Raw genomic sequence first — 22853 nt, forward strand, 5'->3', positions numbered from 1 at the left:
TAAAAACCATTTAGCTGAGTTAATTTTAAGTTCTTGTGTTAAATCAGTGACCTGCTAACAGGGTTAAAGGCTAGAAGCTTTAGTGCTGTTTAGGGAAGGTTTATCAAGGCAAAGCATTCTTGCTGCACCTGATAACCTAAGCAGTTAAGTTTTTGACTAGTTGCAAGAGCATTTAAAATTAGCTTTTTATTTCAAGGCGTAACTGAGCAACTTCTTCAATAGCTAAATCAAACACTTCAGCAATTTGTTCGTCTGTAAGAAGTTTCTGAGTAATTAACTGACGAATTGCTTTAAGCTGCTTCTCTTTAGCTTCACGTTTACCCTGTTCAATTCCTTGCTCAAGTCCTTGCTTTATACCATATTGTTCAATCAAGTTTACGTAAGGCATTTTTAGTTCCTCTTCAACAACTTTAACGGCTGCAAATAGCCTATCTTCAAGTGATTCTGGTAGCTGGATCATCCAGCCAATAAAGTTAAACAACTCAACCACCTGTTCACGGCTGTAACCACGGTGGTAAAGTGAGCGAGTTAAACCTAACCTAAAGTTAAAAAGGTCTTCGCTATTTCCTTTGAGTCGTTTAGCTTTAATTTGCGCCATCACCAGTAGAGCAAACACATTATTACTGGCTTCAAGCCTAGCCCAGCTAACTTCATTTTCAAAGTCTATAAGCTTAACCATTGGATAGGTAAAAATATTTTCAGTTCCTGAACGGTTAAAGTGAAAGGAGTTGGGTCGATAGCTTTGGTTGGTGTCAGCCAAGACTGCCAGGCTGACAACATCGACTTGATAGCGATCAATTAAGCGTGACCAATAGGTAAACATGCGCTGCGCAAAAACGCCTTTTAACTCAGGAGAGCCTTGTATTTCAACATGAATAAGCAACCATTCTTCCGTGCCATCTTGGTAATAAACCTTAACTAATTTATCTGTATAACGGCGACCTGTTTTAGCATTAACAGTAATTTTTTCTAGCTCACCATCTAGAAATTCATGCCCCTTACTCCAGTCCACTTCATCATAAATAGCTGGAAACAACAGCTCCAGAAATTCTTTAAAATAGCGCTCTAAAGCAATCTTCCAAGCACCATCGTAATCAGAGTGAGTCTTTTCTTGTAAGCGTTTCATACCAACTCCCTTTTGAGGCAATAAATTCTGCTTCACCTTGGCTGCATAGAACCTAGATTAAAACAGTCTTAACCTCGGCAAGCTATTGATACAAAGCACCTTAACCTTATTAGTTTTTGCTGCTGTTAAATTAGCAAGCTACGACTCACCCCTCAAGTCACTCCCCATGTTAAATTTTTTCTTACTCAGCATCTCTACTAGAAGCCATACATCTTAACGCTATTTTAGTGTATTCTAAGGCGTTATCTTTTCTAATTTATGTAACTAACAAACCGAGACAAAATGGACACCCAGATCCCCGACTATCAACCCAGTGTACTGGAGCAACAGGCTCAGAGCTTCTGGGATAAAAATCAGTGTTTTAAAGCCATTGAAGACGCTAGCCGCGAAAAATTCTATTGCCTTTCTATGTTTCCCTACCCTAGCGGTAAGCTGCACATAGGGCATGTGCGTAACTACACCATTGGCGATGTCATCAGCCGTTTTCAGCGCCTGCAAGGTAAGAATGTTATGCAGCCTATGGGCTGGGATGCTTTTGGCCTGCCTGCTGAAAATGCTGCTATTCAAAATAAAGTAGCACCCGGCAAGTGGACTAAGCAAAACATTGCCTATATGCGCGACCAGCTAAAATCTTTAGGTTTTGCTTATGATTGGAGCCGTGAGTTTGCTACCTGCGACCCTTCTTATTACAAGTGGGAGCAGTGGTTTTTTGGCAAGCTGATTGAAAAGGGTTTGGTTTATAAAAAGAATGCCATGGTGAACTGGGACCCGGTTGACCAAACTGTTTTAGCGAACGAACAAGTAATCGATGGCCGTGGTTGGCGTTCTGGCGCTTTGGTTGAGCGCAAAGAAATTCCTCAGTGGTTCTTAAAAATTACTGACTATGCTGAAGAGTTGCTGGCCGACCTAGAAAAAGTGGAATGGCCTGAACAGGTTAAAACCATGCAGCGCAACTGGGTGGGTAAATCGCGCGGCGTTGAAATGACTTTTGGCTTAACTGAAGAAGCCAATAACATTCTGCCCGAAGGTTTAGAAGTTTATACCACTCGCCCCGACACTATTTTTGGCGTGACTTATGTTGCCGTAGCAGCCGGTCACCCCTTGGCTAAAGCCGCTGCAGCCAACAACCCAGCGCTGGCTGAATTTTTAGTTGAATGCAGCAAGGGCGGCACTTCTGAAGCTGACTTGGCAGTGATGGAAAAGAAAGGCATGGCAACTGGCTTTGAAGCCGTTCATCCTTTAACGGGTCGCCAAGTACCTATTTGGGTAGCTAACTTTGTATTAATGGAATACGGCACAGGTGCGGTAATGGCCGTGCCAGCCCATGATCAACGCGACTGGGAATTTGCCACCAAATACGGTTTAAACATTGAGCAGGTGATAGAGCCTTTAGCCGGTGAAGCGTGCGATACAAGCCAAGCGGCTTTTGAAGAAAAAGGCCGTTTAATTAACTCGTCTCAATACGACGGTTTAGAATTTGAAGCAGCCTTTAATGCCCTAGCCAGTGAGCTAGAAAACCAAGGCAAAGGCCGTGTAAAAACTAACTACCGCCTACGTGATTGGGGTGTTTCTCGTCAGCGTTATTGGGGTGCGCCCATTCCTGTTGAAAACGGTCCAAATGGCGAAACTCGCCCAGTAACCGATGCCGACCTGCCCGTTGAGTTACCTTTAGAAGTTGAGTTTGATGCTTCCGGTGGTTCGCCCATTAAAAAAATGCCCGCTTTTTATGAGCTAGACGATGGTTGGCAGCGTGAAACCGATACCTTCGATACCTTTATGGAATCCAGCTGGTATTACGCACGCTTTTGTAGCAGTGACAATAACGATGCCATGTTAGATGAACGGGCTAACTATTGGTTGCCGGTTGATATTTACATTGGCGGTATTGAACACGCTATTTTGCACCTGCTTTATGCGCGTTTTTTCCACAAGCTAATGCGTGATTTAGGCTTAGTGGATTCAGACGAACCCTTTAAGCGCCTTTTAACCCAAGGCATGGTGATTGCCGAAACCTTCTACCGTGACCTACCCAATGGCGGCAAAGAATGGTTTAACCCCGCCGATGTGGAAGTAGAAAAAGACAGCAAAGGCCGCCCTACCAGTGCAATTTTAACCACCGATGGTAAGCCTGTTGAAATCGGTGGTATGGAAAAAATGGCCAAGTCGAAAAATAACGGCGTTGATCCACAATCCATGATTGACCTTTACGGTGCCGATACGGTTCGCTTGTTTATTATGTTTGCTGCACCGCCAGATCAATCACTAGAATGGTCTGATGCCGGTGTTGAAGGGGCTAACCGTTACTTAAAACGCTTGTGGCGTTTAGTTAATCAACACCTTCTAGCTGGTAAGCCTGGGGAACTAGACCTTAGCCAACTAACGGCTGAACAGAAAGCAGTACGCCGCAAAACCCATGAAACCATCAAAAAAGTAGCCGATGATATGGGCCGCCGTATTACCTTTAATACCGCCATTGCCGCCATTATGGAACTAACCAACGAGCTATCTCGTTTTAATGCCTTAGACCCACTTAGCCTTGCCGTAGCCCGCGAAGGTTATCAAGCGCTTATTACATTACTTTCACCTATTGCACCGCACATTTGTCATAAGCTGTGGCAAGATTTAGGTAATGAAGGCAGTGTAATTGATGCACCCTGGCCTGAAGTTGATGAATCTGCCTTAACGCGTGATAGTTTAACCTTGGCTGTTTCTATCAACGGTAAGCCGCGTGTGCAGCTTGAAGTACCTGCTGATGCCGACAAAGAAACCATTGAAAAACTGGCTTTGGCTGATGCAAAAGTGCAAAAGTACCTTGAAGAAAAAACCTTGCGTAAAGTTATTGTGGTACCTGGCAAGCTAATTAACCTGGTGGTTGGTTAAAAGATGCCTAGCTTAATAAAGTCACCAATAAAGCCACGTTTAGGCCTTGTATTACTATTGCTAGTGGTTTTAGCAACCAGTGCCTGTGGTTTTCGTTTGCGTGGCTTTATTGAGCTGCCAGAAAATTTGCAGCCCTTATATATTAGTAGCCAAGGGGGTGCTAATAATTTAGCCGCCACCCTAGCAAGGCAACTAGAACAATCTGGCGTAGTTATAAGCCAAGAATTAGCTCCTAGCAAACTAAGGTTAGAGCTTAAAGACTTTAACTCTAGCCAACGCCAAGTTGTGTTTGGCCAAAGAGAAGAATTTGAACTAAGCCTTGCAATTACAGCTACGGCTCGCAATAGCGAAGGTGAAGCTTTATTTAGTGAAGAAGTTCTTCAAGCCTACCGCCAATATTCTTATAACCGCGACACAGACAGTCTACTAACACGTGACAGTCTACGAAGTGATCTTCTGCGTAATATGGAAGGCGATTTAATTCGTCAACTAACTTTGCGTATTCAGGCATTACAGCAATGAAAATTGCAGCAAATAAGCTGGCTGCTAGCCTTAAAAAACAGCTGCCTAAAATCATTTGGTTAATGGGTGATGAACCCCTACAAATGCAAGAAGCAGCAGACTTAATTCGTTCCAGAGTAAAACAACAGGGTATAACCGAGCGTGAGGTTTACGATGTAGGCGCTCAATTTGCTTGGCATAGCCTACTTGAAGCAACAGCCAGCATGTCCTTGTTTGGTGATAGCAAGCTTATAGAGGTGCGCCTTGCTGCTAGTAAGCCGGGCAAACCCGGTGGCGAAGTGATTAAAAAGCTAAGCGAACAACTAGGTAACAGCCCCGATGTTTTTCTTTTTAGCAGCAATAAGCTAGATGCAGCGCAAACCAAAAGTGCTTGGTATAAAGCCGTTGATCAAGCCGGATTAATAGTACAAATTTGGCCTATTAATACTAACCAGCTTCCTCAGTGGATAAGCGAACGCTGCCAAATGAGTGGTTTAACACTAGAGCCAGCCGCTGCTACCCTCTTAGCCGAGAAGGTTGAAGGCAATCTTTTAGCTGCCGCCCAAGAAATAGAAAAACTCCGCTTATTCGTAAATGAAGGTGAGCGACTAAGCGCTGAAAACTTGTTGGACCTAATTGAAGATGCCAGCCGTTATAGCCTATTTGATTTAGCCGATGCCTGTTTAGAAGGTAAGGGAAACCGAGCGGTACGTATTTTACGTGGGCTACTAGCAGAGGGCACTGAAGCGCCTTTGTTGCTTTGGGCTTTAACTAGGGAAATTCGTCAAGTTTGTCACCTAACCTACAAGCTAAACGATGGGCTACCCTTTGATACCCTTTACCAGCAACTACGCATTTGGGATGCCCGTAAACCGCTTTATTCTAAGGCCGCAAAACGCTTAACCCTACAGCAAGCACAGCAACTCCTACAGCTTGCTAGTCTTTGCGATCAGGCCATTAAAGGCTCTGGTGAACCTTTGAATGACCTACTTTTACAGCTAGTTGTACAGTTTAGTGGCCAAGCACCTGCGTTAGCTAGCGTCTAACCACTGCCCTTTTAATGTAAACGCTGCTTAGCGGTTGTTAAAGCAGTTGAAGCTTGATTCCATTCTCTCGCTCTTTCACCTGGCCAAGCTAGGGTGTACCAAAGCCCTACTTGGGGTGGCACAGCAATTAGCAGGCTTAATAAACGCTGGCTAAAGGTTTCTAGTAGTTCTGCACGCTGTTCAGATTCATTCATAAAGAAGTTATAACCAGCCAAGAGCGCCCGAGCAAAATCTTCCCAGCCGTAATATTCTTCAATAATTAACTGGCGTACCTTGGCTAACCAACCTTTTAGCTGAGCATCATCCAGCCAATCTAGTTGGTAGCCTGCAACGGCTAAGTCTACTAGCTGCACCATATCCCAAGCAGTTAAATCGACATCATTAATACCTAGGCTATTGTGCTTCACTCTTAGTAGACGCTGATAATAAACTTCCTGTTCTTCATCACGCTTTTCATTAGCATGGGTTTCTATTTCGGCATCTAACCTTGCTTCATTTAAGGTAAAGGGCGAAAAGGCTATTAGGTATTCTTGTCGATCGCCAGCTTGGTAGAGGTGGTTTAGGTAATCAATTAAATCTTCGCCTGTTTGAAATAAGTGCGTGTCTTGTAAAAGATTTTTTAGTTCTTGGGCTGGCCAAGCGGGTAGTTTTTCAGGCCAAGACCAGTGAATACCTGTTAAAGGCCCGACTAGGTTTAAGGTCGCTAGGTCGGCTTCACTCACTGGCTTGCCAGGTTCAGTAAAGCTAACTGGGGGGCGCTTCCAAGGGATAAAATGGAATAAGCTGCCCGGATCTTTTAAGTGCCAATCTAGTTCTGTTAACAAGGGTTTTTCTTCTTCTGCTTTAGATAAAGCAATATCCCACCCTTGCCAAGCTAGAAGCATTTCTTGCGCAGAAGAATAGTGCCAGCTTAAATAATCTTTTAACGCTAGGGTTAATTGCTGCCTTTCTGCTGCTGGGTAGTGCTGGGTTTCTTCGGCTTTAACCAGGTAAAAAGCATATTTTTCTGCCATAACAATACCGGCAGGGTGCTTAACCAGTTCTGCCAGTTCGGGCAGTTGTTGTCGCCAAATTTCCCAAACTTCAGGTATTGCTGCTAGGTTTTTTGCTAAGCGTGGGGCTTTATTAATTCGGCAGTTTAAAGCTAGTTGATCATAATGGTGCACACGGCCCGGTTGCCAAAACCTAGACAAGGTGGATGTTAAAGCTTCATTGGGGTGTATATCTAAGCCTGCAAATAAATAGTCTTTGGCTTCATCGCGCCTTTCATCGGGCAGCTCGTCTGGCGCCAAGCCGGTTAGCAGGCTGGCATCGTCCCTTAAACTGGCAACTAGGGCGGTTAGTAAAAAAGGATCGTCTAAACCAGCAGAAAAGTTGGCTCGTGCATCACGAAAATCTGGATGGTCTAGCGATAAAGCTTGCCAATCTAGTTGTTGAAATGGCGAGAAGGGTGATACTAATAGCAATTCCCATGTGTGTTCTAATTCTGGGCTAAGCGTAAAGTCTGTTTGGGTTTGCCATAGCTGATAGCCTAATAAATAGCTTTCGGCAAGGGCTTGCCAAGAGGTGTACTGACTACGCAGTAACCAAAGCGCCATTAGCGCAAAAGTACGCCATTCAGCTTGGGTTAAATAACCTGCTAAATAACCTGCTAGGGCCAAGTCTGCCATGCGTACCCAATCCCAAGCTGCAACGTCTAATTGGCTGCCGGGTTCAAGCTGGGTTAATAAGTCAGCATAATCTTCATAACCTTCGGGTAGTTCACTACGCCAAACTTCACGGTCAGACTCTTCTGCTTGTTGCAACCAAGCCACATCTAGCTGCCAAGCGTAGCGCTGGCCCTGCCCTGCCATCCAATACAAGAGCTGTCGGCAATCTTTACCTGAATGCACCTGCCAGTATTCATTTAGGGTAGCTTGTACATCAGGCCAAAATTTTTCTCTTAAAACTTCTTTGTTATCTAAGGGCTGTTGATAGACCACAAAACTAGACGACCTAATTGCCAAAGCGTAGCCAATGGGGGTTTTACGCACTTGCAAAGCCTTGGGTAGCTGCGAAGGCAGTTTATCTAAAGTGCACTCAACAGCTAACTTAGCCTGCCAGTTAGAAAAGTCCGCTGTCGCTAAACGCTTTAGTTTTGCGGCTCCGTAATCTTCTTCATCAAGGCGAGCAAGGAGCTGCTCAGCTTTTGGGTAGGTTTGTTGCAGGCGTTGAGCAAAAAGTTCTAACCAAGCTTGGCATTCGGTAGAATCTATCCAATGCAGGTGCCGCATAGCAGCTAACACCTGTACACTACTCACTAGATCACTGGCAGAAGTTTGGTGCCAAGCACGGTATAAAAAAGCGTAGGCATCGGCTAGCTGAGGTAAACTAGTTTCAGCTAAAATTTCACCCGTCTCACGATCATCAGCAGTAGTGAGTAATAATGGACGCAGCCAGTCAGTTAAAGTTACAGACAAAAGAACCCCCGAGGGAAAAGAGCTAAGCGGCCTATTCTAACTGAGTGAAGCGCCAGCGTCAGGCCAATTGAACAGAGAAGGCGTTATGAAACACAAAATAGCCATTAAATGGATTTACGCAGCAAAAGAAGACCAAGATGGTGCTAGAATTTTGGTTGATTCTGTCTCACCCCACAGTCGTGAGTTGCACGATTTAGACATTGACTCTTGGTGCCAAACTGCTGCACCTAGCAGTGGGTTAAAGCGCCAGCTAAGTAAAGGTGAACTGGATTGGAAAAGCTTTGCCCACGCTTACCGTGAGGAAGTGCATTTACAACCCCAAAAGCTAGCAAGTCTTTTAGAGGCAGCGAATCAAGGTAACCTTACATTGCTAACGGTTGAGCGTGATCCTGAGCAAACTTGGTTATTGCTACTCAAAGAGATGCTAGAAACACGCCTTAAAAGCACCCTTTACAGCCCAACGCCTGACTAGCCTACCAACGCCTGTGTTCTAATGCCGGTAGTTGTGAACGTACCTCTTCTAGTCTTGCCGCCTGCAATTCACCCACAACCACGCCTTCACCATCTGGCTGGCAGGCTAGCACTTCGCCCCAAGGGTCGATAAACATGGAGTGACCGTAGGTTTTACGACCACCGGCATGTTCACCTACTTGTGCAGGTGCCAACATATAGCAAAGGTTTTCTACTGCTCTGGCACGTAATAATAGTTCCCAATGGGCTTTACCCGTAGGCACAGTAAAAGCAGCGGGTAGAAGGAGTAAGTCTATCGCATCTAGTTTACGAAAAAGCTCGGGGAAGCGCAGATCATAACAAATACCTAAACCCACGCGTCCAAAAGGGGTGTCGAAACTCACCGGCTGGTTACCAGCTATTTGTGTTGCTGCTTCGTTATAGCGTTCTTCACCCTTTTGATAACTAAACAAATGCACCTTGTCATAACGCACCACTCGCTGACCATTAGTGCCATAAACTAAACAGGTGTTGGTTAGCTTGTCTTCCACATAGCTTTTTAAGGGCAGGCTACCGCCCACTAACCAAGTGCCATGTTTTTGTGCTTGTTCGGCTAAAAAATCTTGCATAGGGCCTTGCCCATCTTCTTCTGCTAAAGCAAAACGGGCAGTTTCATCTGGGTTAATGATTGGAAAGTATTCAGGCAAGGCGACCAGCTCGGCACCCTGATTAACTGCTTCAGCAATTAGTCGTGCTGCTTTATCACGATTAACTGTCCATTCCGCTGCTGAATTCATCTGCACTGCAGCAACCTTTGCAGTGGCGTCTAAATGAGAAAAACTACGTGGATGCAACATAACTGACTCCAGCACTGAAATGAAAAACAACAATGGGGTAGAATAGTAGACAGTTTACTTGCCTCACCCACCTATCAACAAGATGGAAACTTTTTTATATGGCTCCTAGTATTTTTTTCTTACATTTTATTGGCGTGGTTATTGTACTTATTGGCCTTACGCTTAAAGAAAAACGCAAAAAAACTGGCCTTAGCCTTGCTATTCTAGGTTTTCTAATTGGTACAGGGCCGGTTTGGTATGGTCATTTTATGGCACCTAGCCCTAGCGAAATGCGCCAAATACAAATTCAGGAATATATGGTTCCAGATAACAAATAATTAAACAAAAACTTGTCTATCCAACTTGTAACCCCTTCTTTAGTGGTTATAGTGTTGGCTTTAATCTTAGCCGTCTAATAGGTTTCTTAATCAATGCAAAATGCCCTGCTAAAAAACAACTCTCTACTTTCGCAGCTTAAATCGCAACTGCGCGAAACCACCCCACGTATTGAAGGCCGTATAAAAGGCACCGACCGTGGCTTTGGTTTTTTAGAAACTGAAGATGGCAAAAGCTACTTTGTGCCACCGCCTTATATGAAAAAAGTAATGCATGGCGATGTGGTTAAAGCAGTATTGCATGAAGAAACCGATAACAAAGGTCAGCTACGTGAAAATGCTGAACCTGAAGAATTGATAGAAGTTGGTTTAAATCGTTTTATTGGCCGAATTCAAAAAGTACAAGGTAAGCTGGCTGTTGTTCCCGATCATCCCAGCATTAAACAAGCCATTAGAGGTAAAGCTGTTAGTGGTTTAGATGAAAGTACTTTAGCCGAGGGTGACTGGGTAGTGGCTTTTTTAAAAAACCACCCACTTAAAACTAAAAACAGTGGTTTTTCTGTTGATATTACTCAGCTGATTGCCAAAAGTGATGACCACTACGCCCCTTGGTGGGTTATTTTAGCCCGTCATGACCTTCCCCATGAACAGCCTGTTATAGATGAAGACTGGACTTTAACTGATCCAGAAGGCTTAGTTCGCCAAGATTTAACCTCAGACAACTTCTTTACCCTAGATAGTGAATCCACCTTAGATATGGATGATGCCCTAGCCATTACACCTCGCGCTGAGGGTGGTTGGGTATTAAAAGTAGCCATTGCTGATCCTACCGCTTATGTGGCTGAAGGTAGCGCAGCAGATATAGAAGCCAAGTCACGTGCTTTTACACTTTATTTGCCTGCCCGTACTGTCACTATGCTTCCTAAGGCTTTATCTGACGACCTCTGCTCGCTTGTAGAAAACCAACGCCGTCCTGCCTTAGTTGCAACAATTACATTAGATGCCTCGGGCGCTCAAGTCGGTACAACTGAATTTTCAGCAGCTTGGATAGAATCTAAAGCTAAGCTAGATTATTTAAAAGTATCCGATTGGTTAGAAGGCACTGGAGACTGGCAACCTAACTCACCACAAATAGCCGATGCTTTAAAAGCACTCGAAGCCCTTGCTGCTGCGCGTTTAGCTTGGAGGCATGACAACGCACTGGTATTTAAAGACTTTCCCGATTACCGCTTTGTGCTAGATGCCGAAGGCAAGGTCATTGATATTGTCACTGAAGAACGGCGTATTGCTCATAAAATGGTTGAAGAAGCCATGCTACTAGCCAATGTCTGCGCTGCTGATTTCTTAGCCGAAAAAACCGGACAAGGTGTTTATAATGTTCACCAAGGCTTTGATTCTGAAAAAGTAGCCAAGGCGTTAGAACTAATTGCAGAAGAAGGCTTAACCTACCATGAGGAAGCCTTTACTGCTGAAAACCTAGATACCCTGTTAGGCTTTAGACACCTACGCTTAGCCCTAGATAATTTAGAATCTGGCTGGTTAGATGCACGCTTGCGCCGTCATCAAGGCTTTTCTTTATTGTCCATTGTTCCTGGTCCCCACTTTGGTTTAGGTTTTAAAAGTTATGCAACCTGGACTTCACCTATACGTAAATACGGTGACATCCTTAATCACCGTTTAATTAAAGCGGTATTAGCTGGTGAAACACCACATCCTTTAGATGAAAACCTACCCGAGCAGTTAACGGCAGCACGTAAAATTAACCGTCAAGCTGAACGTGAAGTAAAAGACTGGCTTTATGCACGTTTCTTAGAAGAAAAAGTTGGTGAGCGTTTTGAAGCTGAAATTTTTAACATTAACCGAGGCGGTATGCGTGCACGCTTAATTAGCAATGGTGCAGCGGTATTTATTCCAGGCTCTTCCATTCATGCCGTTAAAGATGAAATTATTTGCGATGCAGATAATAGCTGGATAAAAATTAAAGATGAAGTGTGCTACCGAGTAACCGATAAAATTCAGGTAGAACTTACAGAAGTTAAGGTGGACCAACGTAGTTTAATTGCACGTTTGTCTGCTTAGTTTTTTCTTGCTACATAAAAGCCACTGAGTTAAAAGCTAGGTGGCTTTTTTGTTTTAACGTAGACCGCGCATGAAGGCATCAACACTGGATAAATCAACTTTGATATTTACTCTAAGTGCCTCAAAGCCCCATAGCTGGGAGGGATCAACTCTAACGCGCTCTGAAGGATCACAAACATACTTAACACCATAACCTGCTTCTGCTGAATTGTGGCGTCGAGGTGAGGAATGCATATTGCCATCGGGCTTTTTAATACTCGCTACCATAGGCGCTTTAAAATCCGATGTTCTACCCACGACGACTGCTAGTTCACCATTTTCTAGACGTACATAAATACCAGGTGGGTAAAGCCCTAACTCATTAATGAATAAGCGCGTGAGTTTGTCATCAAACTTGCTGCCACGCTGGGTAAATAAGTCTCTTAGTGATTCTGTCAGTTTAATAGGGCCACGGTAAACTCTAGGCGTAATCATGGCCGAATAAACATCAGCTAAAGCAAGAATGAGTGCTTCTCGGCGAATTTGATCGCCTGCTAGCTGCATAGGGTAACCACTACCATCAAGCTTCTCATGGTGTTGCTCCACTAGCTGTAGCCACAACTCATTTTCTACTCCCGCTTCTTCTAACTGTCTGGCACTTAATAAAGGATGGTTTCTCACTAGTTTACGCTGCTGTTCATTCAGCGGTGTTTTTTGTTGATTCAAGGCTTTTTGATAAGGATTCATTGCCAAGTTGCTTGTTAAAGCTGCTGCTAGGGTGCTTAAACGAACATCTTGAGTTACCTTTAAGCGCTCTAAAATAAGCTCGGTTAAAATGGCAATTTGCATGGGGTGATGCACATGGTATTCAAAGCGATCTGAAAGGTGTACCGCACCCATAAGTGCGTCGGCATCGTAGTTAATTAAACCCTGAATTTGGGTTGCTATATCATAAACTTTACGCTCAACACTACCTGCAGGCTGACTTCTAGAAAGTTCTAGGTCATTAAATAAGGTTTCTAACTGAACACTTAAATCATCAAATTCTGCAAAAGGGTTAACTCTGCCTTTAAAAACAACAGGCTGTTTTACTTTTTTGTGCTTTGGAAAATGGGCTAACTTAACTTTTTTTATACCACTAGAAAAATAACCAACCTGCTCTAATAACTTTTTATACATATCTGATTGAATAAGCGTACCTGCTTCAACCAAAACTTCACCATCAGCATCACATATCTGACAAGGCGTAGGCTGACCAACCTCTAGGTCACCTGGCTCTAACTTTAACAATTCAACGTGTTTTGATGACATAATGTTTCTCAAAAATACATAGCAACAGATTACATTAGACCTTTTGACTATAAGGTGTCAATAGTAGGCAGGATTATTTGCTATAATTGATGAAACTAATAACCTAGCTAAATTATTGATAATAAAGCTGATTTAACAATCAATAACATAAGTTAGCGATATTTATATGTCATTTTTTTAGACCAAAAAAAAACACCAGACCTAAATCTGGTGTTTTTATAGGTAGGAATATAAGTTTACATTCCTAAATAGGCTTCTCGCACCTTCTCGTTGCTAAGCAACTCTTTACCCGTGCCTTGCAACACTACCTGCCCCGTTTCTAACACATAACCTCTGTCGGCTAGGGCAAGTGCTTGGGATGCATTCTGCTCAACCAAAAAGATGGTCATACCTTCATCTTTCAGCTCTCGCACTATTTCAAAAATCTCTTCGATAATAAGCGGTGCAAGTCCCATGCTAGGTTCATCTAACAGCAACAAGCGTGGTCTAGCCATTAATGCACGACCCATGGCTAACATTTGCTGTTGTCCACCAGAAAGCTCACCTGCAAGGTTATAGCGTTTTTGCCTTAAAATAGGGAATTTGCTATAAACCTTTTCTATATCATCTTGTATCTCAGGGCTTCTGCCACGTGTATAAGCACCTAGTAAAAGGTTGTCATAAACCGTCATGTCTTTAAAAACTTGGCGGCCTTCTGGTACTTGAACTATGCCTTTGCCTACCCGCTTATCAGCAGAAACTTTGGCTAGGTCTTCTCCGTTAAACTGCATTTGGCCTTTATCCATAGGCTGCAGTCCTGAAATGGTCATTAGCAGGGTTGATTTACCCGCACCATTTGCACCAACTAGCGAAACAATTTCGCCTGCATTGATACTAATATCAACATCATGTAGAACTTCGATTTGACCATAAGAAGTGACTAGGTTTTTTATGGAGAGCATTTCCTGCCCTTCACGGTGAGCCGTCACCCTTCCTGTATGAGCCAAACCCAAACCACCTAAACGCTCGGGTGTTAGGCTAATAATTTTATGGCGCAGGTCACGGAATTCTTCTCTTACTCTGTCGCCAAATAGTGGGTCATCCTGCTGATCACGTGCGGTTAAAATACTATCCCAATCTTCATTGGTTAATAGGTCACGTGCTCTAGGTATGACTACACCTTCTTCTTTCTTAATATGCTTGCGTAGGGCAGCACTAAAGCGGCTTAAACCATGACCAAAGGCTTCTCGACCATCTGGCCAGTTAATCATGCAGTCTTTTAGTAGCTGGCGTAGTTCCTGTAGTTTTTCATGCCCTATTACATAACCCTTTTCTAGCTTTTCTAATAAGGGGATAGATTCAGGTGATTTTTCTTTGAGTAGCTGGTACAAACGTATTTCTGTTGGCTGGCTATGCACTCGGTTAGAAAAGTGTTGGATATAATCAAAGATTGCTCCAAACAGCAGTTCGTCAGGCAGGGCAGCATTAATGTTCATATCCTGCTCAAGCAGATCCATTAAATCAATAATACGCCATAAACCTTGGTGTTCACGAACAATGGTGCGTATGACTTGCTCACCACGTAAGCGAGTAGGCGCAACCTGATTTTGCTCTTGCGTCATGTTATTTGCCTCCACGCTTAGCCACCTAAATAGGCAGCAATGACATCTGGGTTATTACGAATTTCTTCTGGTGTGCCTTCAGCCAATTTACGGCCATAATTAAGTACTAACAGGCGATCAGAAATTCCCATTACTAGCTTCATATCATGCTCTACCAAAACAACCGTAATGCCTTGAGCTGCAATTTTTTTAATTAGCTCTTCTAGGGCGGCTGTTTCAGTACCGTTTAAACCGGCTGCAGGTTCATCTAGCAATACAATTTTGGGGTTAGAAGCCAAGGCTCGTGCTATTTCTAAACGCTTTAATGCACCGTAAGACATAGCAGATGCTTCTGTTTCTAAGTATTCACCACAGCCAACAAACTTCATGAGTTCTATTGCATGGTCACGGCAGTCTTCTTCGTCTTTAAGTAAAGAAGGCAGGCGTAACATGGTGGTTAGTAAGCTGCTTTTTAGTTGCAGGTGGCGACCTAGCATTACATTTTCTAAGGCGGTCATATTCATGCAAATTTGCATTTGCTGAAAAGTACGGCACATACCTCTTTCTGCTAGCTGGTTAGGCTCTAAACCTACCACACCTTCACCCTTAAGCTTTATTTCACCTTGAGTGGGTGTGTAAATACCAGTAATTAAGTTAAAGAGTGTTGTTTTACCTGCACCGTTAGGTCCAATAACAGAATAAATTTGCCCTTCATCCACACTAAAACTTAAGGCTTCAACTGCATGAACGCCACCAAAGGTTTTGCTTAACCCAGTTACCTCAATCAGAGCTGTCATGCTTGTTCCTCCGATTTTTTACGCTTTCTTTCAGCTAACTTATTTTGCAGGGTTGGAAACAAACCTTTGGGCATAAAAATCATTGTCAGCATTAGAATTAAACCAAACATCATCATTTCAAGTTCTTGAAAATCAGCTAAAACTTGAGGCAGTAATTTCAAAACCACTGCACCTAAAATCACCCCAAAAGTTGAAGCCATCCCACCTAAAACCACCATGGTAATAAGCACTATGGATTGTTCAAAACTAGCAAGGTGAGGGGTAATAAACCCTGAGAAGTGGGCATAAATACTGCCCATTAAGCTGGCATAAACAGCAGAAACAACAAAGACGAGACTTTTATAGTAGGACGTATCAACACCCACTACACGCGCCGCTATTTCTGAACCATGCACTGAACGCAGAGCACGCCCTATAGGTGAGTCAATAATATTTTCTGCTATCCAAACTGCAACAAGCAGTAGAAAACCAGCAAAGAAGTACCAAGCAACATCACCACCAAACTCAATACCAAAAAGAGAGTACTGATTAAATGAGCTAAGCTCCCAACCAAAAATACTAAAAGGTGCAACGGGCATTCCATCTGGGCCACCCGTCAACCAGCCTTCGTTGTTAATAATAATGGCAATAATAAAACCCATTGCCAAAGTAGCCATGGATAAATAATGGCCTTTTAATTTTAAAATTGGTCGACCAACTAACCAAGCAAGCAAAGCAACAACGACTGCTGCAACTAGCATTGTTGGCAGGGGCGTCCAACCATAAGTGCCTGTCATAACAGCACTGAAATAAGCACCCACACCAAAAAAACCAGCATGGCCTAAGCTTATTTGTCCTGCAAAACCTACCAGCAAATTCAACCCAACAACGGTAGCTGCAAAAATGGCAATTTGCGTTGCTAAGTCATAGTGAAAGGGGTTGTTAAAAAATAATGGTAATAAGAGCACTATTACAGCCAAAACCACTAAGCCTTTTAAGCGCATTTGTAAAAAGTTTTTTAACATTAAACACGCTCCACTACACGGCTACCAAACAGACCACGAGGCATAAAGAACAACACAATAAGAATCATAGAAAAGGCGACAGCGTCTTTGTAATCCGAGGAGATATAACCGGCTGTCATGGCTTCAACTATGCCTAGCATTAAACCGCCGACTATTGCACCGACACCACTACCTAAACCACCCAAGGCCGCAGCAACAAAGCCTTTTAAACCCAGCATTATGCCTATGTCATAAGAGGTAAAAGTGATGGGCGCTACAATAATGCCTGCTATTGAACCCAATAGTGCAGACAGCATAAAGGCAAGCATTAGCACCATTTGTGTACGTATACCAACCAAACGTGCTGCATCCTTATTCATTGAGGTAGCTAGAATGGCTTTACCTGTCATGGTTCGGCTAAAGAACAAGACCAAAGCAACAACAAGAATAGCGCCTATGCCAACCACCCAAAAACTTTGACTATTCAATACCGCACCTAAAACTAGGATGGGCTCATCAGTCGAGAAATTTTGCATAACGTGGTATTGCTTGCCCCAAACGAGCTGGGCTACACCACGAATAAAAATAGATGCACCTATGGTAATAATAATTAAGGTAACAACATCTGCTTTTTTAGCGGGTGCTATAGCAAAACGCTGTAAACAAATACCGATAACCCCTGCGAGCAACACTGCTAGAACTATGGAAACGGGCATAGGTAATCCCATTCCAACAAATGAAACAGTAGCCATCCCACCAATCATTAAGAACTCGCCTTGGGCAAAGTTAATTACATGACTAGAGTTGTAAATAAGGGTAAAACCCAAAGCGATTAGTGCGTAGGTCGCACCAATGGTGATACCAGTAAAAAGGTACTGAATAAATTCTGCAAACATGTTTTAAATCCCGCACGACACCGTACAGCCCCTTAAGCTGAGCTTATTAAGGGACTGTAAACGGGCTGGTTTAGAGTTGAATCAGTTGATCAGCTTCCACTTGCCATTTTTAACTTCCAAAATACGGAAGGAATCAGCACTAAGACCGTTGTGGTCTGTAGAAGACATGTTGAATACACCTGTTACGCCTACATAACCCTGAATGCTTTCAAGTGCTTTGCGCACTGCTTCACGGTCAGTACTACCTGCTTTTTCAATGGCTTCAACTGCTAGCATTAGGCCATCATGTGCGTAACCACCAAAAGTAGAAACCTGCATATTCCAACGCTCTTCATAAAGCTTCTTATAAGAGGTTACTACAGCTTTTTGAGGGTCACTATTAGGTAGTGAATCAGGTACTAACAAAGGAGAGGCAGGTAAGCGCAAACCTTCACCCGCATCACCTAGTAAATCTAGGAAACGGTCAGAAGCTACACCATGCGACTGGTAGAAAGGTAGATCTATACCTAACTGAGCATAGTTACGTGTAACAATGGCAGGCGATTGACCAAAACCAAAGTTAAATACTGCCTCTACACCTGGAGTGTTACGAATACGCGTTAACTGGGCAGTCATATCGGTATCAGAAGGGCTGTAGGTTACATCGGCCACAACTTCCATACCCATTTTACCAACCATGGCTAGGGTTTGCTCACGACCCGAACGGCCAAAACCACCCGTTCCTGAAATTAAGCCAACCTTAGTAATACCACGGCTTTTCATGTCTTGTAAGACACGTTCTGCTGCTGCACGGTCAGACTGAGGCGTTTTAAATACCCACTTTTTAACTGGGTCAGTAATTACTACAGCACCCGCTAAAGAGATAAAAGGCATACGCGCCTGCTCAATTAAAGGCACAGCAGCCATGGTTGCACCTGTAGTACTACCACCAACAATGATATCAACACGGTCTGAACGAACTAGGCGACTAGCAAAGTTACGCGCAGCCGATGCATCACCAGCATCATCGTAGTGAACTAATTCTAAAGGACGACCAATAACACCACCCGCAGCATTAATACGTTCTACGTACAATTCTAGGGTTTTTAGTTCAGGGTCACCTAAGAAAGAAGCAGGGCCAGTTACAGATAGGAAGGATCCAATTTTAATTGGCTCAGCAGCTTGAGCACCAGTAAAGATACTTGCTGCCAAGGTTGCGGCTAGAAAGCCCGCACGACGTAAGATTTTCTTACTCATTATTTTTATTCTCCAAGATTGGGGTAGTGACTACCCTCATTTATTTTTGTTTCCAAATACAGCTTACAGCAATTATTTTTTAAACATGTATCACTTAGCTCTAACACTAAAAGTAACTGACTTAGGTACCTAGCCAGCTGATATTTAGAATCAGAACCACTCCCGGCTCATTTAGCCATCAAATGAATCAAAAAAAGTGACACATTTGATGAGCTATATCAAAAACTATTGTATCACGACCTGCATGTCAACCAGTTTTGCCGCTAAAAATCAGCCCACAAAACCTAACATATGTCATGAAAATAGCTTAAGGCTTGATATATAAAGGTTTACCTCTTGTTAAAGCGCGGCATAATAGGCCAACCCTCTTTTTCCCTTTGTATAGAATTTTTGAGTGTATGACTGCAAAAAACCAACTGGACTTATTAGTCCATAATTTTCAGCAAAAGCGCCCCTTACGTGCTGGTTCATTAATTATTACTCTCTACGGTGATGCTATTGTTCCTCGCGGCGGCACTGTTTGGTTAGGTAGTTTAATGAAGCTGCTAGAACCTATGGGCATTAGTGAGCGCCTAGTTCGCACTTCAATATTTCGCTTAACCAAAGAGTCTTGGGTTCAAGCTGACAAAGTTGGCCGCCGCAGCTATTACAGTCTTACCGGCCCAGGGTTAAGGCGTTTTGAACAAGCTTTTAAACAGGTTTACAACACGAATAGTGAGCAGTGGGTAGGTCGCTGGTGTTTAGTCTTTTTATCTCAGCTTGAAAACAATAAACGCCGTATCATAAAAGAAGAATTAGAGTGGATGGGGTTTGGTTGTCTAGCACCCAATGTTATGGCACACCCTCGTTTAGAACGCGCTGAAATTTTACCGCTACTTCAAGAGCGTGAAGCGATAGATGACACCATAGTAATGCAGTGCGAACCACAAGAACTTTTAACCTCACGCGCACTACGTTTGCAGGTAAAAGAAAGCTGGAACTTAGAACACCTAGCCAAAAGTTATGCCAAGTTTATCAATCAGTTTCGTCCTCTCTGGCAAGAGCTTAGCAATAAAAACACCCTAACCCCTGAAGAATGCTTTATTACGCGCACCCTACTTATTCATGAATACCGCAAGGTGCTTTTGCGTGATCCTCAATTACCCGATGAGCTACTACCAGGCGACTGGGAAGGCCGCAGTGCTAAACAGCTTTGCCGTAATCTTTACCGTATTATTTATCAGTGTGCTGAACTTTGGTTAGATGAAAACCTAGAAAATGCTTCTGGTCCTCTACCCTCACCTAATGCCAACTTTTTTCAGCGTTTTGGTGGACTAAAATAACGTCAGCAAGAAGCGATACAGAAAAAACCATAAAGAACACAAAAAGCTATCACTTATTGGTAGCTTTTTTTTGACTTTAGTCTAGTATTCAACCTCGAAAATAGGACATTCCTCCCGGCTCCCAATAATAATTATCAGAGGAAAGTCGCTATGCTAACGCTAGTGCGTAACTTATCTGTTCGCATCAAACTCTTATTAATGGTCGTTCCGCCACTACTTGGCATGTTGGTTTATGCTGGGTTAAGTACGCGTAATGACTTGCAACTTTATACTGACTTGCAGTTTCAACAGCAGTTGGTTAATGCCCGTGTGCAACTTAATTTAACGGCGAGTGAATACCAAAAACTACGTACTACTTTAATGCTAGAAGGCACAACTTCAGATCAACAGCTGCAAACGAGTTTAGCCAAGCTAGGTGATTTAACTAAAAATTTACCTGAGGAGCTGCACCCTTACCTAAATGGCCTAGACCTTTTAGCTAAGCAAGCCAGCCAGCAAAAACTAGATTTAACTGCTTTGCTAAATTCTAGTTCTGCTTTAGCTACGCTTGGTTTGCGTTTAGAGCTTTACTCTAACCAGTTAGCAGGCTATTCCAACGGTCTAACAACGCGTTCGCATTCTGCACATCATGCCTTAATGTTAGCGGTAAGCCGTTTACATGAAGAACAGCTAATTATGGCGCAAGCTTTTGCCGCCAGTTATTTTCCTACGGGGGCTTATCCACGTTTTGTACGTTTGCTAAGTGAACAAAGCGTATTTTTTGCTAACTACAATAATAACCTGCCCGCAACTTCTGATTTGGGGTTAAAAGAATGGCAACAAAGCGATGATTACCAGCAGCTAACACGGGTAAGAGCAACTGCTGAACAAATTTACCTAGATGGTAACTTTGGTTTAAGCACTTCTACCCAAGAGTGGATGACGCTAACCAACAGGCTACTGAAAAACCCAATTGAGCAGCAAGAAAAACTGCTTCAACAATTAAGTGCACGCGTAGATGATCAGCTGAACTCTGCTTGGCAGCGTTTATTGGTTATTGGTTTATCTAACCTCTTGTTGGTTTTAACGGGTGCGCTAATTACTTGGTTTATTTACCGACAAATTAGCCTTCCCATGTTGCAGCTAACTCGCACCATGGAAAAGGTTGCTGAAGATTTAAACCTAACTCGAAAAATGGCTTTAGTGGGAGAAGATGAAACAGCTCAAGCAGCTCGTGCTTTTGACCGAATGCTTGAACAAGTAAGACTCTTATTGCAACAGGTTATTAGTGCCACCAACGAGGTGTCGTCTAGCTCTAGTTTAGGTAAGCGTGTTGCTTCAAATTTAGAAGGTCAGGTTCAACAAGGCCAGCAACGTTTAAGTGAAATGCTTACAAGTGTTGAAGAGCTGCATCAGGCCATTCATGGTATAGCAGCCAACGCAGAAACCAGCCAAGATGCTTCACTAAATGCTAGCCAACTTGCCGCCCAAGGTAAGCAGCTAATTCAACATTTAGAAGAAAACAACGCTGCTTTATCAACTAGCCTGCAAAACTCTGGCAATAAGGTCAATGAGTTAGCAGAACACAGTGCCAAGATAGACAGTATTTTAGAGGTAATTAATGCCATAGCGGAACAGACCAACCTTTTGGCATTAAATGCTGCCATAGAAGCCGCTAGAGCAGGAGAAGCTGGCAGGGGTTTTGCTGTGGTAGCCGATGAGGTTAGGTCACTGGCGGGGCGTTCTCGTGAAGCTACAGTAGAAATCAGCCGTTTACTCGACAGTAACCGCTTGGCAGCTACAGATGCTGTAGAGCAGATGAATACTAGCTTGAAACAGGCCGATCAAGTGAGTCAGCAGCTAAAGCAGGCAGATTTATCTTTACAGCAAATTAACACAGCAGTCGAAGGCATTCATTCAGCTAATGTAGAAACAGCTGCCGCAGCGAACCAACAGCGTGCAACTGCGGACCAGTTAAGCAGTAATGCCACTGCAATGAATAGTCTCTACCAAGAAACAACAGATGTGGTTACAGAGCTTGAAAATAATAGCCAAGGACTAGAAAGTTTACTTACTAGGTTAGAGCAACAGCTTAAACGCTTTAAAACTTAAACTAAGGTTATCATTTTTCTTGCCAAACTCAGCCCCAAAAGCCTAGCTTTTGGGGCTTTATTAATCACCTACTAAAACTAATCAGCAATTAAAAAAGATTGATGAAATTTTAAATGTTCATCTATAAAACTAGCTATAAAGTAATAGCTATGATCATAGCCTTCTTGCATTCGTAGCTTTAATGGATAACCCACTTCTTTAGCCGCTGCCACTAAATTTTCTGGTTTTAACTGCTCAGCTAAAAAGTTATCACCTTCACCTTGGTCAATTAACATAGGTAAATGCACCTTAGCTTTAGCGATTAACTCGCAGCTATCGTAGGCTTTCCAAGCTTCACGGTTATCACCTAAATAGGCAGTAAAGGCTTTTTCACCCCAAGGCACCTTGATAGGATTAACAATTGGGCTAAAAGCCGAAACCGAGGTAAAGCGCTCAGGGTTTTTAAGTGCCAAGGTTAAAGCGCCATGACCACCCATAGAGTGCCCACTAATCGCACGTTTATCCGTTACTGGAAAAACGGACTCTATTAGTTCAGGCAGTTCATTTAATACATAATCTTCCATTTGGTAATGCTTAGCCCAAGGTTCTTGAGTAGCATTCAAATAAAAACCAGCACCCTGCCCTAAATCATAAGCAGCATCATTGGCGACCCCTTCACCCCTTGGGCTAGTATCTGGCGCAACAATGGCAATGCCTAATTCTGCAGCCATGCGATGTGCACCGGCTTTTTGCATAAAGTTTTCATCAGTACAGGTTAAGCCCGAAAGCCAATAAAGCACAGGCACCGACTGAGTGGCTGCCTGCGGTGGTAAATAAATAGCAAAACGCATATCACAGCCTAAAACTGTCGAAGCATGGCTGTATTGCTTGTGCCAACCGCCAAAGCTACGGTTCTGACTAATGTTTTTTAAACGATCCATAAGCACCTCTCTTAAATAGATACCAC

Annotated in this window: 18 protein-coding genes; 8 read left to right on the forward strand and 10 right to left on the reverse strand. The window is 43.2% G+C overall.

Annotated features, from left to right (window positions below; all coding sequences use genetic code 11):
• Positions 1–178: 178 nt before the first annotated feature.
• Positions 179–1126: an RpnC/YadD family protein gene (locus tag H571_RS13810; protein WP_051168054.1), complete on the reverse strand. Its 948-nt coding sequence runs from the start codon at positions 1124–1126 to the stop codon at positions 179–181.
• A 282-nt stretch (positions 1127–1408) separates the two neighbouring features.
• Here H571_RS13810 and leuS point away from each other — a divergent pair, with 282 nt between their 5' ends.
• Genes leuS through holA form a run of 3 tightly spaced genes read left to right on the forward strand, consistent with a single transcriptional unit; the run spans position 1409 to position 5553 of the window.
• A complete protein-coding gene (gene leuS / locus H571_RS0101320; protein WP_027847723.1) occupies positions 1409–4006 on the forward strand; it encodes a leucine--tRNA ligase in 2598 nt (865 codons plus the stop codon).
• A 3-nt stretch (positions 4007–4009) separates the two neighbouring features.
• The gene (locus H571_RS0101325) at positions 4010–4528 is read left to right on the forward strand and encodes an LPS-assembly lipoprotein LptE (RefSeq protein WP_027847724.1); all 519 of its coding nucleotides are present in this window, start codon (positions 4010–4012) and stop codon (positions 4526–4528) included.
• Positions 4525–5553 carry a DNA polymerase III subunit delta gene (gene holA / locus H571_RS0101330; protein ID WP_027847725.1) on the forward strand — a complete coding sequence of 343 codons (1029 nt, stop codon included), beginning with the start codon at positions 4525–4527 and terminating at the stop codon, positions 5551–5553. The genes H571_RS0101325 and holA overlap by 4 nt, the downstream gene beginning before the upstream one ends.
• An 11-nt stretch (positions 5554–5564) precedes the next feature.
• Here the strand turns inward: holA and H571_RS0101335 are convergent, their stop codons facing one another.
• On the reverse strand, positions 5565–8012 hold the full coding sequence (locus H571_RS0101335) for a YbeU/YbeR family protein (protein ID WP_027847726.1): 2448 nt from the start codon (positions 8010–8012) through the stop codon (positions 5565–5567).
• Positions 8013–8097: 85 nt separating this feature from the next.
• Here H571_RS0101335 and H571_RS13815 point away from each other — a divergent pair, with 85 nt between their 5' ends.
• On the forward strand, positions 8098–8484 hold the full coding sequence (locus H571_RS13815; RefSeq protein WP_051168055.1) for a DUF488 domain-containing protein: 387 nt from the start codon (positions 8098–8100) through the stop codon (positions 8482–8484).
• Between the two features lies 1 nt (position 8485).
• On the opposite strand, the gene H571_RS0101345 is transcribed toward H571_RS13815, so the two are convergent.
• On the reverse strand, positions 8486–9319 hold the full coding sequence (locus tag H571_RS0101345) for a carbon-nitrogen hydrolase family protein (RefSeq protein WP_036217061.1): 834 nt from the start codon (positions 9317–9319) through the stop codon (positions 8486–8488).
• Between the two features lie 98 nt (positions 9320–9417).
• Here H571_RS0101345 and H571_RS0101350 point away from each other — a divergent pair, with 98 nt between their 5' ends.
• Positions 9418–9636: a hypothetical protein gene (locus H571_RS0101350; RefSeq protein WP_027847728.1), complete on the forward strand. Its 219-nt coding sequence runs from the start codon at positions 9418–9420 to the stop codon at positions 9634–9636.
• A gap of 93 nt (positions 9637–9729) precedes the next feature.
• Positions 9730–11712, forward strand: coding sequence for an exoribonuclease II (locus tag H571_RS0101355; RefSeq protein WP_245562301.1), 1983 nt, complete (start codon positions 9730–9732; stop codon positions 11710–11712).
• A gap of 54 nt (positions 11713–11766) precedes the next feature.
• On the opposite strand, the gene H571_RS15385 is transcribed toward H571_RS0101355, so the two are convergent.
• The 6 genes from H571_RS15385 to H571_RS0101385 all read right to left on the reverse strand — a co-directional run bounded on the left by H571_RS15385 (position 11767) and on the right by H571_RS0101385 (position 18494).
• Entirely contained in the window at positions 11767–13002 is a 1236-nt protein-coding gene (locus H571_RS15385) for an HD-GYP domain-containing protein (protein WP_051168056.1), read from the reverse strand.
• Positions 13003–13238: 236 nt separating this feature from the next.
• A complete protein-coding gene (locus tag H571_RS16275) occupies positions 13239–14603 on the reverse strand; it encodes an ATP-binding cassette domain-containing protein (RefSeq protein WP_084482603.1) in 1365 nt (454 codons plus the stop codon).
• Positions 14604–14620: 17 nt separating this feature from the next.
• Positions 14621–15379, reverse strand: a complete 759-nt coding sequence (locus H571_RS0101370; RefSeq protein WP_027847731.1) for an ABC transporter ATP-binding protein — start codon at positions 15377–15379, stop codon at positions 14621–14623.
• Positions 15376–16383, reverse strand: coding sequence for a branched-chain amino acid ABC transporter permease (locus tag H571_RS0101375; RefSeq protein WP_027847732.1), 1008 nt, complete (start codon positions 16381–16383; stop codon positions 15376–15378). Before H571_RS0101375 ends, H571_RS0101370 begins: the two co-directional genes overlap by 4 nt.
• Positions 16383–17258: a branched-chain amino acid ABC transporter permease gene (locus H571_RS0101380; protein ID WP_027847733.1), complete on the reverse strand. Its 876-nt coding sequence runs from the start codon at positions 17256–17258 to the stop codon at positions 16383–16385. The genes H571_RS0101375 and H571_RS0101380 overlap by 1 nt, the downstream gene beginning before the upstream one ends.
• A gap of 81 nt (positions 17259–17339) precedes the next feature.
• Positions 17340–18494, reverse strand: a complete 1155-nt coding sequence (locus tag H571_RS0101385; protein WP_027847734.1) for an ABC transporter substrate-binding protein — start codon at positions 18492–18494, stop codon at positions 17340–17342.
• Positions 18495–18892: 398 nt separating this feature from the next.
• Here H571_RS0101385 and paaX point away from each other — a divergent pair, with 398 nt between their 5' ends.
• Complete coding sequence (gene paaX / locus H571_RS0101390; protein WP_027847735.1) at positions 18893–19816, forward strand: phenylacetic acid degradation operon negative regulatory protein PaaX; 924 nt, start codon at positions 18893–18895, stop codon at positions 19814–19816.
• 150 nt (positions 19817–19966) lie between these two features.
• Complete coding sequence (locus H571_RS0101395; protein ID WP_027847736.1) at positions 19967–21907, forward strand: methyl-accepting chemotaxis protein; 1941 nt, start codon at positions 19967–19969, stop codon at positions 21905–21907.
• Positions 21908–21984: 77 nt separating this feature from the next.
• Here the strand turns inward: H571_RS0101395 and fghA are convergent, their stop codons facing one another.
• Positions 21985–22827, reverse strand: coding sequence for an S-formylglutathione hydrolase (fghA, locus tag H571_RS0101400; RefSeq protein ID WP_036217066.1), 843 nt, complete (start codon positions 22825–22827; stop codon positions 21985–21987).
• Positions 22828–22853 lie beyond the last annotated feature (26 nt).

The sequence above is a fragment of the Marinospirillum minutulum DSM 6287 genome (genome assembly GCF_000422325.1).
Lineage (GTDB): Bacteria > Pseudomonadota > Gammaproteobacteria > Pseudomonadales > Halomonadaceae > Marinospirillum > Marinospirillum minutulum.

What these genes read in the sequence shown, in the direction of transcription:
- fghA (WP_036217066.1), bottom strand. Translation starts at nt 22,827, where the DNA reads ATGGATCGTTTAAAAAACATTAGTCAGAACCGTAGCTTTGGCGGTTGG.
- H571_RS0101380 (WP_027847733.1), bottom strand. Translation starts at nt 17,258, where the DNA reads ATGTTTGCAGAATTTATTCAGTACCTTTTTACTGGTATCACCATTGGT.
- H571_RS0101370 (WP_027847731.1), bottom strand. Translation starts at nt 15,379, where the DNA reads ATGACAGCTCTGATTGAGGTAACTGGGTTAAGCAAAACCTTTGGTGGC.
- holA (WP_027847725.1), top strand. Translation starts at nt 4,525, where the DNA reads ATGAAAATTGCAGCAAATAAGCTGGCTGCTAGCCTTAAAAAACAGCTG.
- H571_RS13815 (WP_051168055.1), top strand. Translation starts at nt 8,098, where the DNA reads ATGAAACACAAAATAGCCATTAAATGGATTTACGCAGCAAAAGAAGAC.
- H571_RS16275 (WP_084482603.1), bottom strand. Translation starts at nt 14,603, where the DNA reads ATGACGCAAGAGCAAAATCAGGTTGCGCCTACTCGCTTACGTGGTGAG.
- leuS (WP_027847723.1), top strand. Translation starts at nt 1,409, where the DNA reads ATGGACACCCAGATCCCCGACTATCAACCCAGTGTACTGGAGCAACAG.
- H571_RS0101325 (WP_027847724.1), top strand. Translation starts at nt 4,010, where the DNA reads ATGCCTAGCTTAATAAAGTCACCAATAAAGCCACGTTTAGGCCTTGTA.
- H571_RS0101395 (WP_027847736.1), top strand. Translation starts at nt 19,967, where the DNA reads ATGCTAACGCTAGTGCGTAACTTATCTGTTCGCATCAAACTCTTATTA.
- H571_RS0101345 (WP_036217061.1), bottom strand. Translation starts at nt 9,319, where the DNA reads ATGTTGCATCCACGTAGTTTTTCTCATTTAGACGCCACTGCAAAGGTT.
- H571_RS0101385 (WP_027847734.1), bottom strand. Translation starts at nt 18,494, where the DNA reads ATGAGTAAGAAAATCTTACGTCGTGCGGGCTTTCTAGCCGCAACCTTG.
- paaX (WP_027847735.1), top strand. Translation starts at nt 18,893, where the DNA reads ATGACTGCAAAAAACCAACTGGACTTATTAGTCCATAATTTTCAGCAA.
- H571_RS0101375 (WP_027847732.1), bottom strand. Translation starts at nt 16,383, where the DNA reads ATGTTAAAAAACTTTTTACAAATGCGCTTAAAAGGCTTAGTGGTTTTG.
- H571_RS0101350 (WP_027847728.1), top strand. Translation starts at nt 9,418, where the DNA reads ATGGCTCCTAGTATTTTTTTCTTACATTTTATTGGCGTGGTTATTGTA.
- H571_RS13810 (WP_051168054.1), bottom strand. Translation starts at nt 1,126, where the DNA reads ATGAAACGCTTACAAGAAAAGACTCACTCTGATTACGATGGTGCTTGG.
- H571_RS15385 (WP_051168056.1), bottom strand. Translation starts at nt 13,002, where the DNA reads ATGTCATCAAAACACGTTGAATTGTTAAAGTTAGAGCCAGGTGACCTA.
- H571_RS0101355 (WP_245562301.1), top strand. Translation starts at nt 9,730, where the DNA reads ATGCAAAATGCCCTGCTAAAAAACAACTCTCTACTTTCGCAGCTTAAA.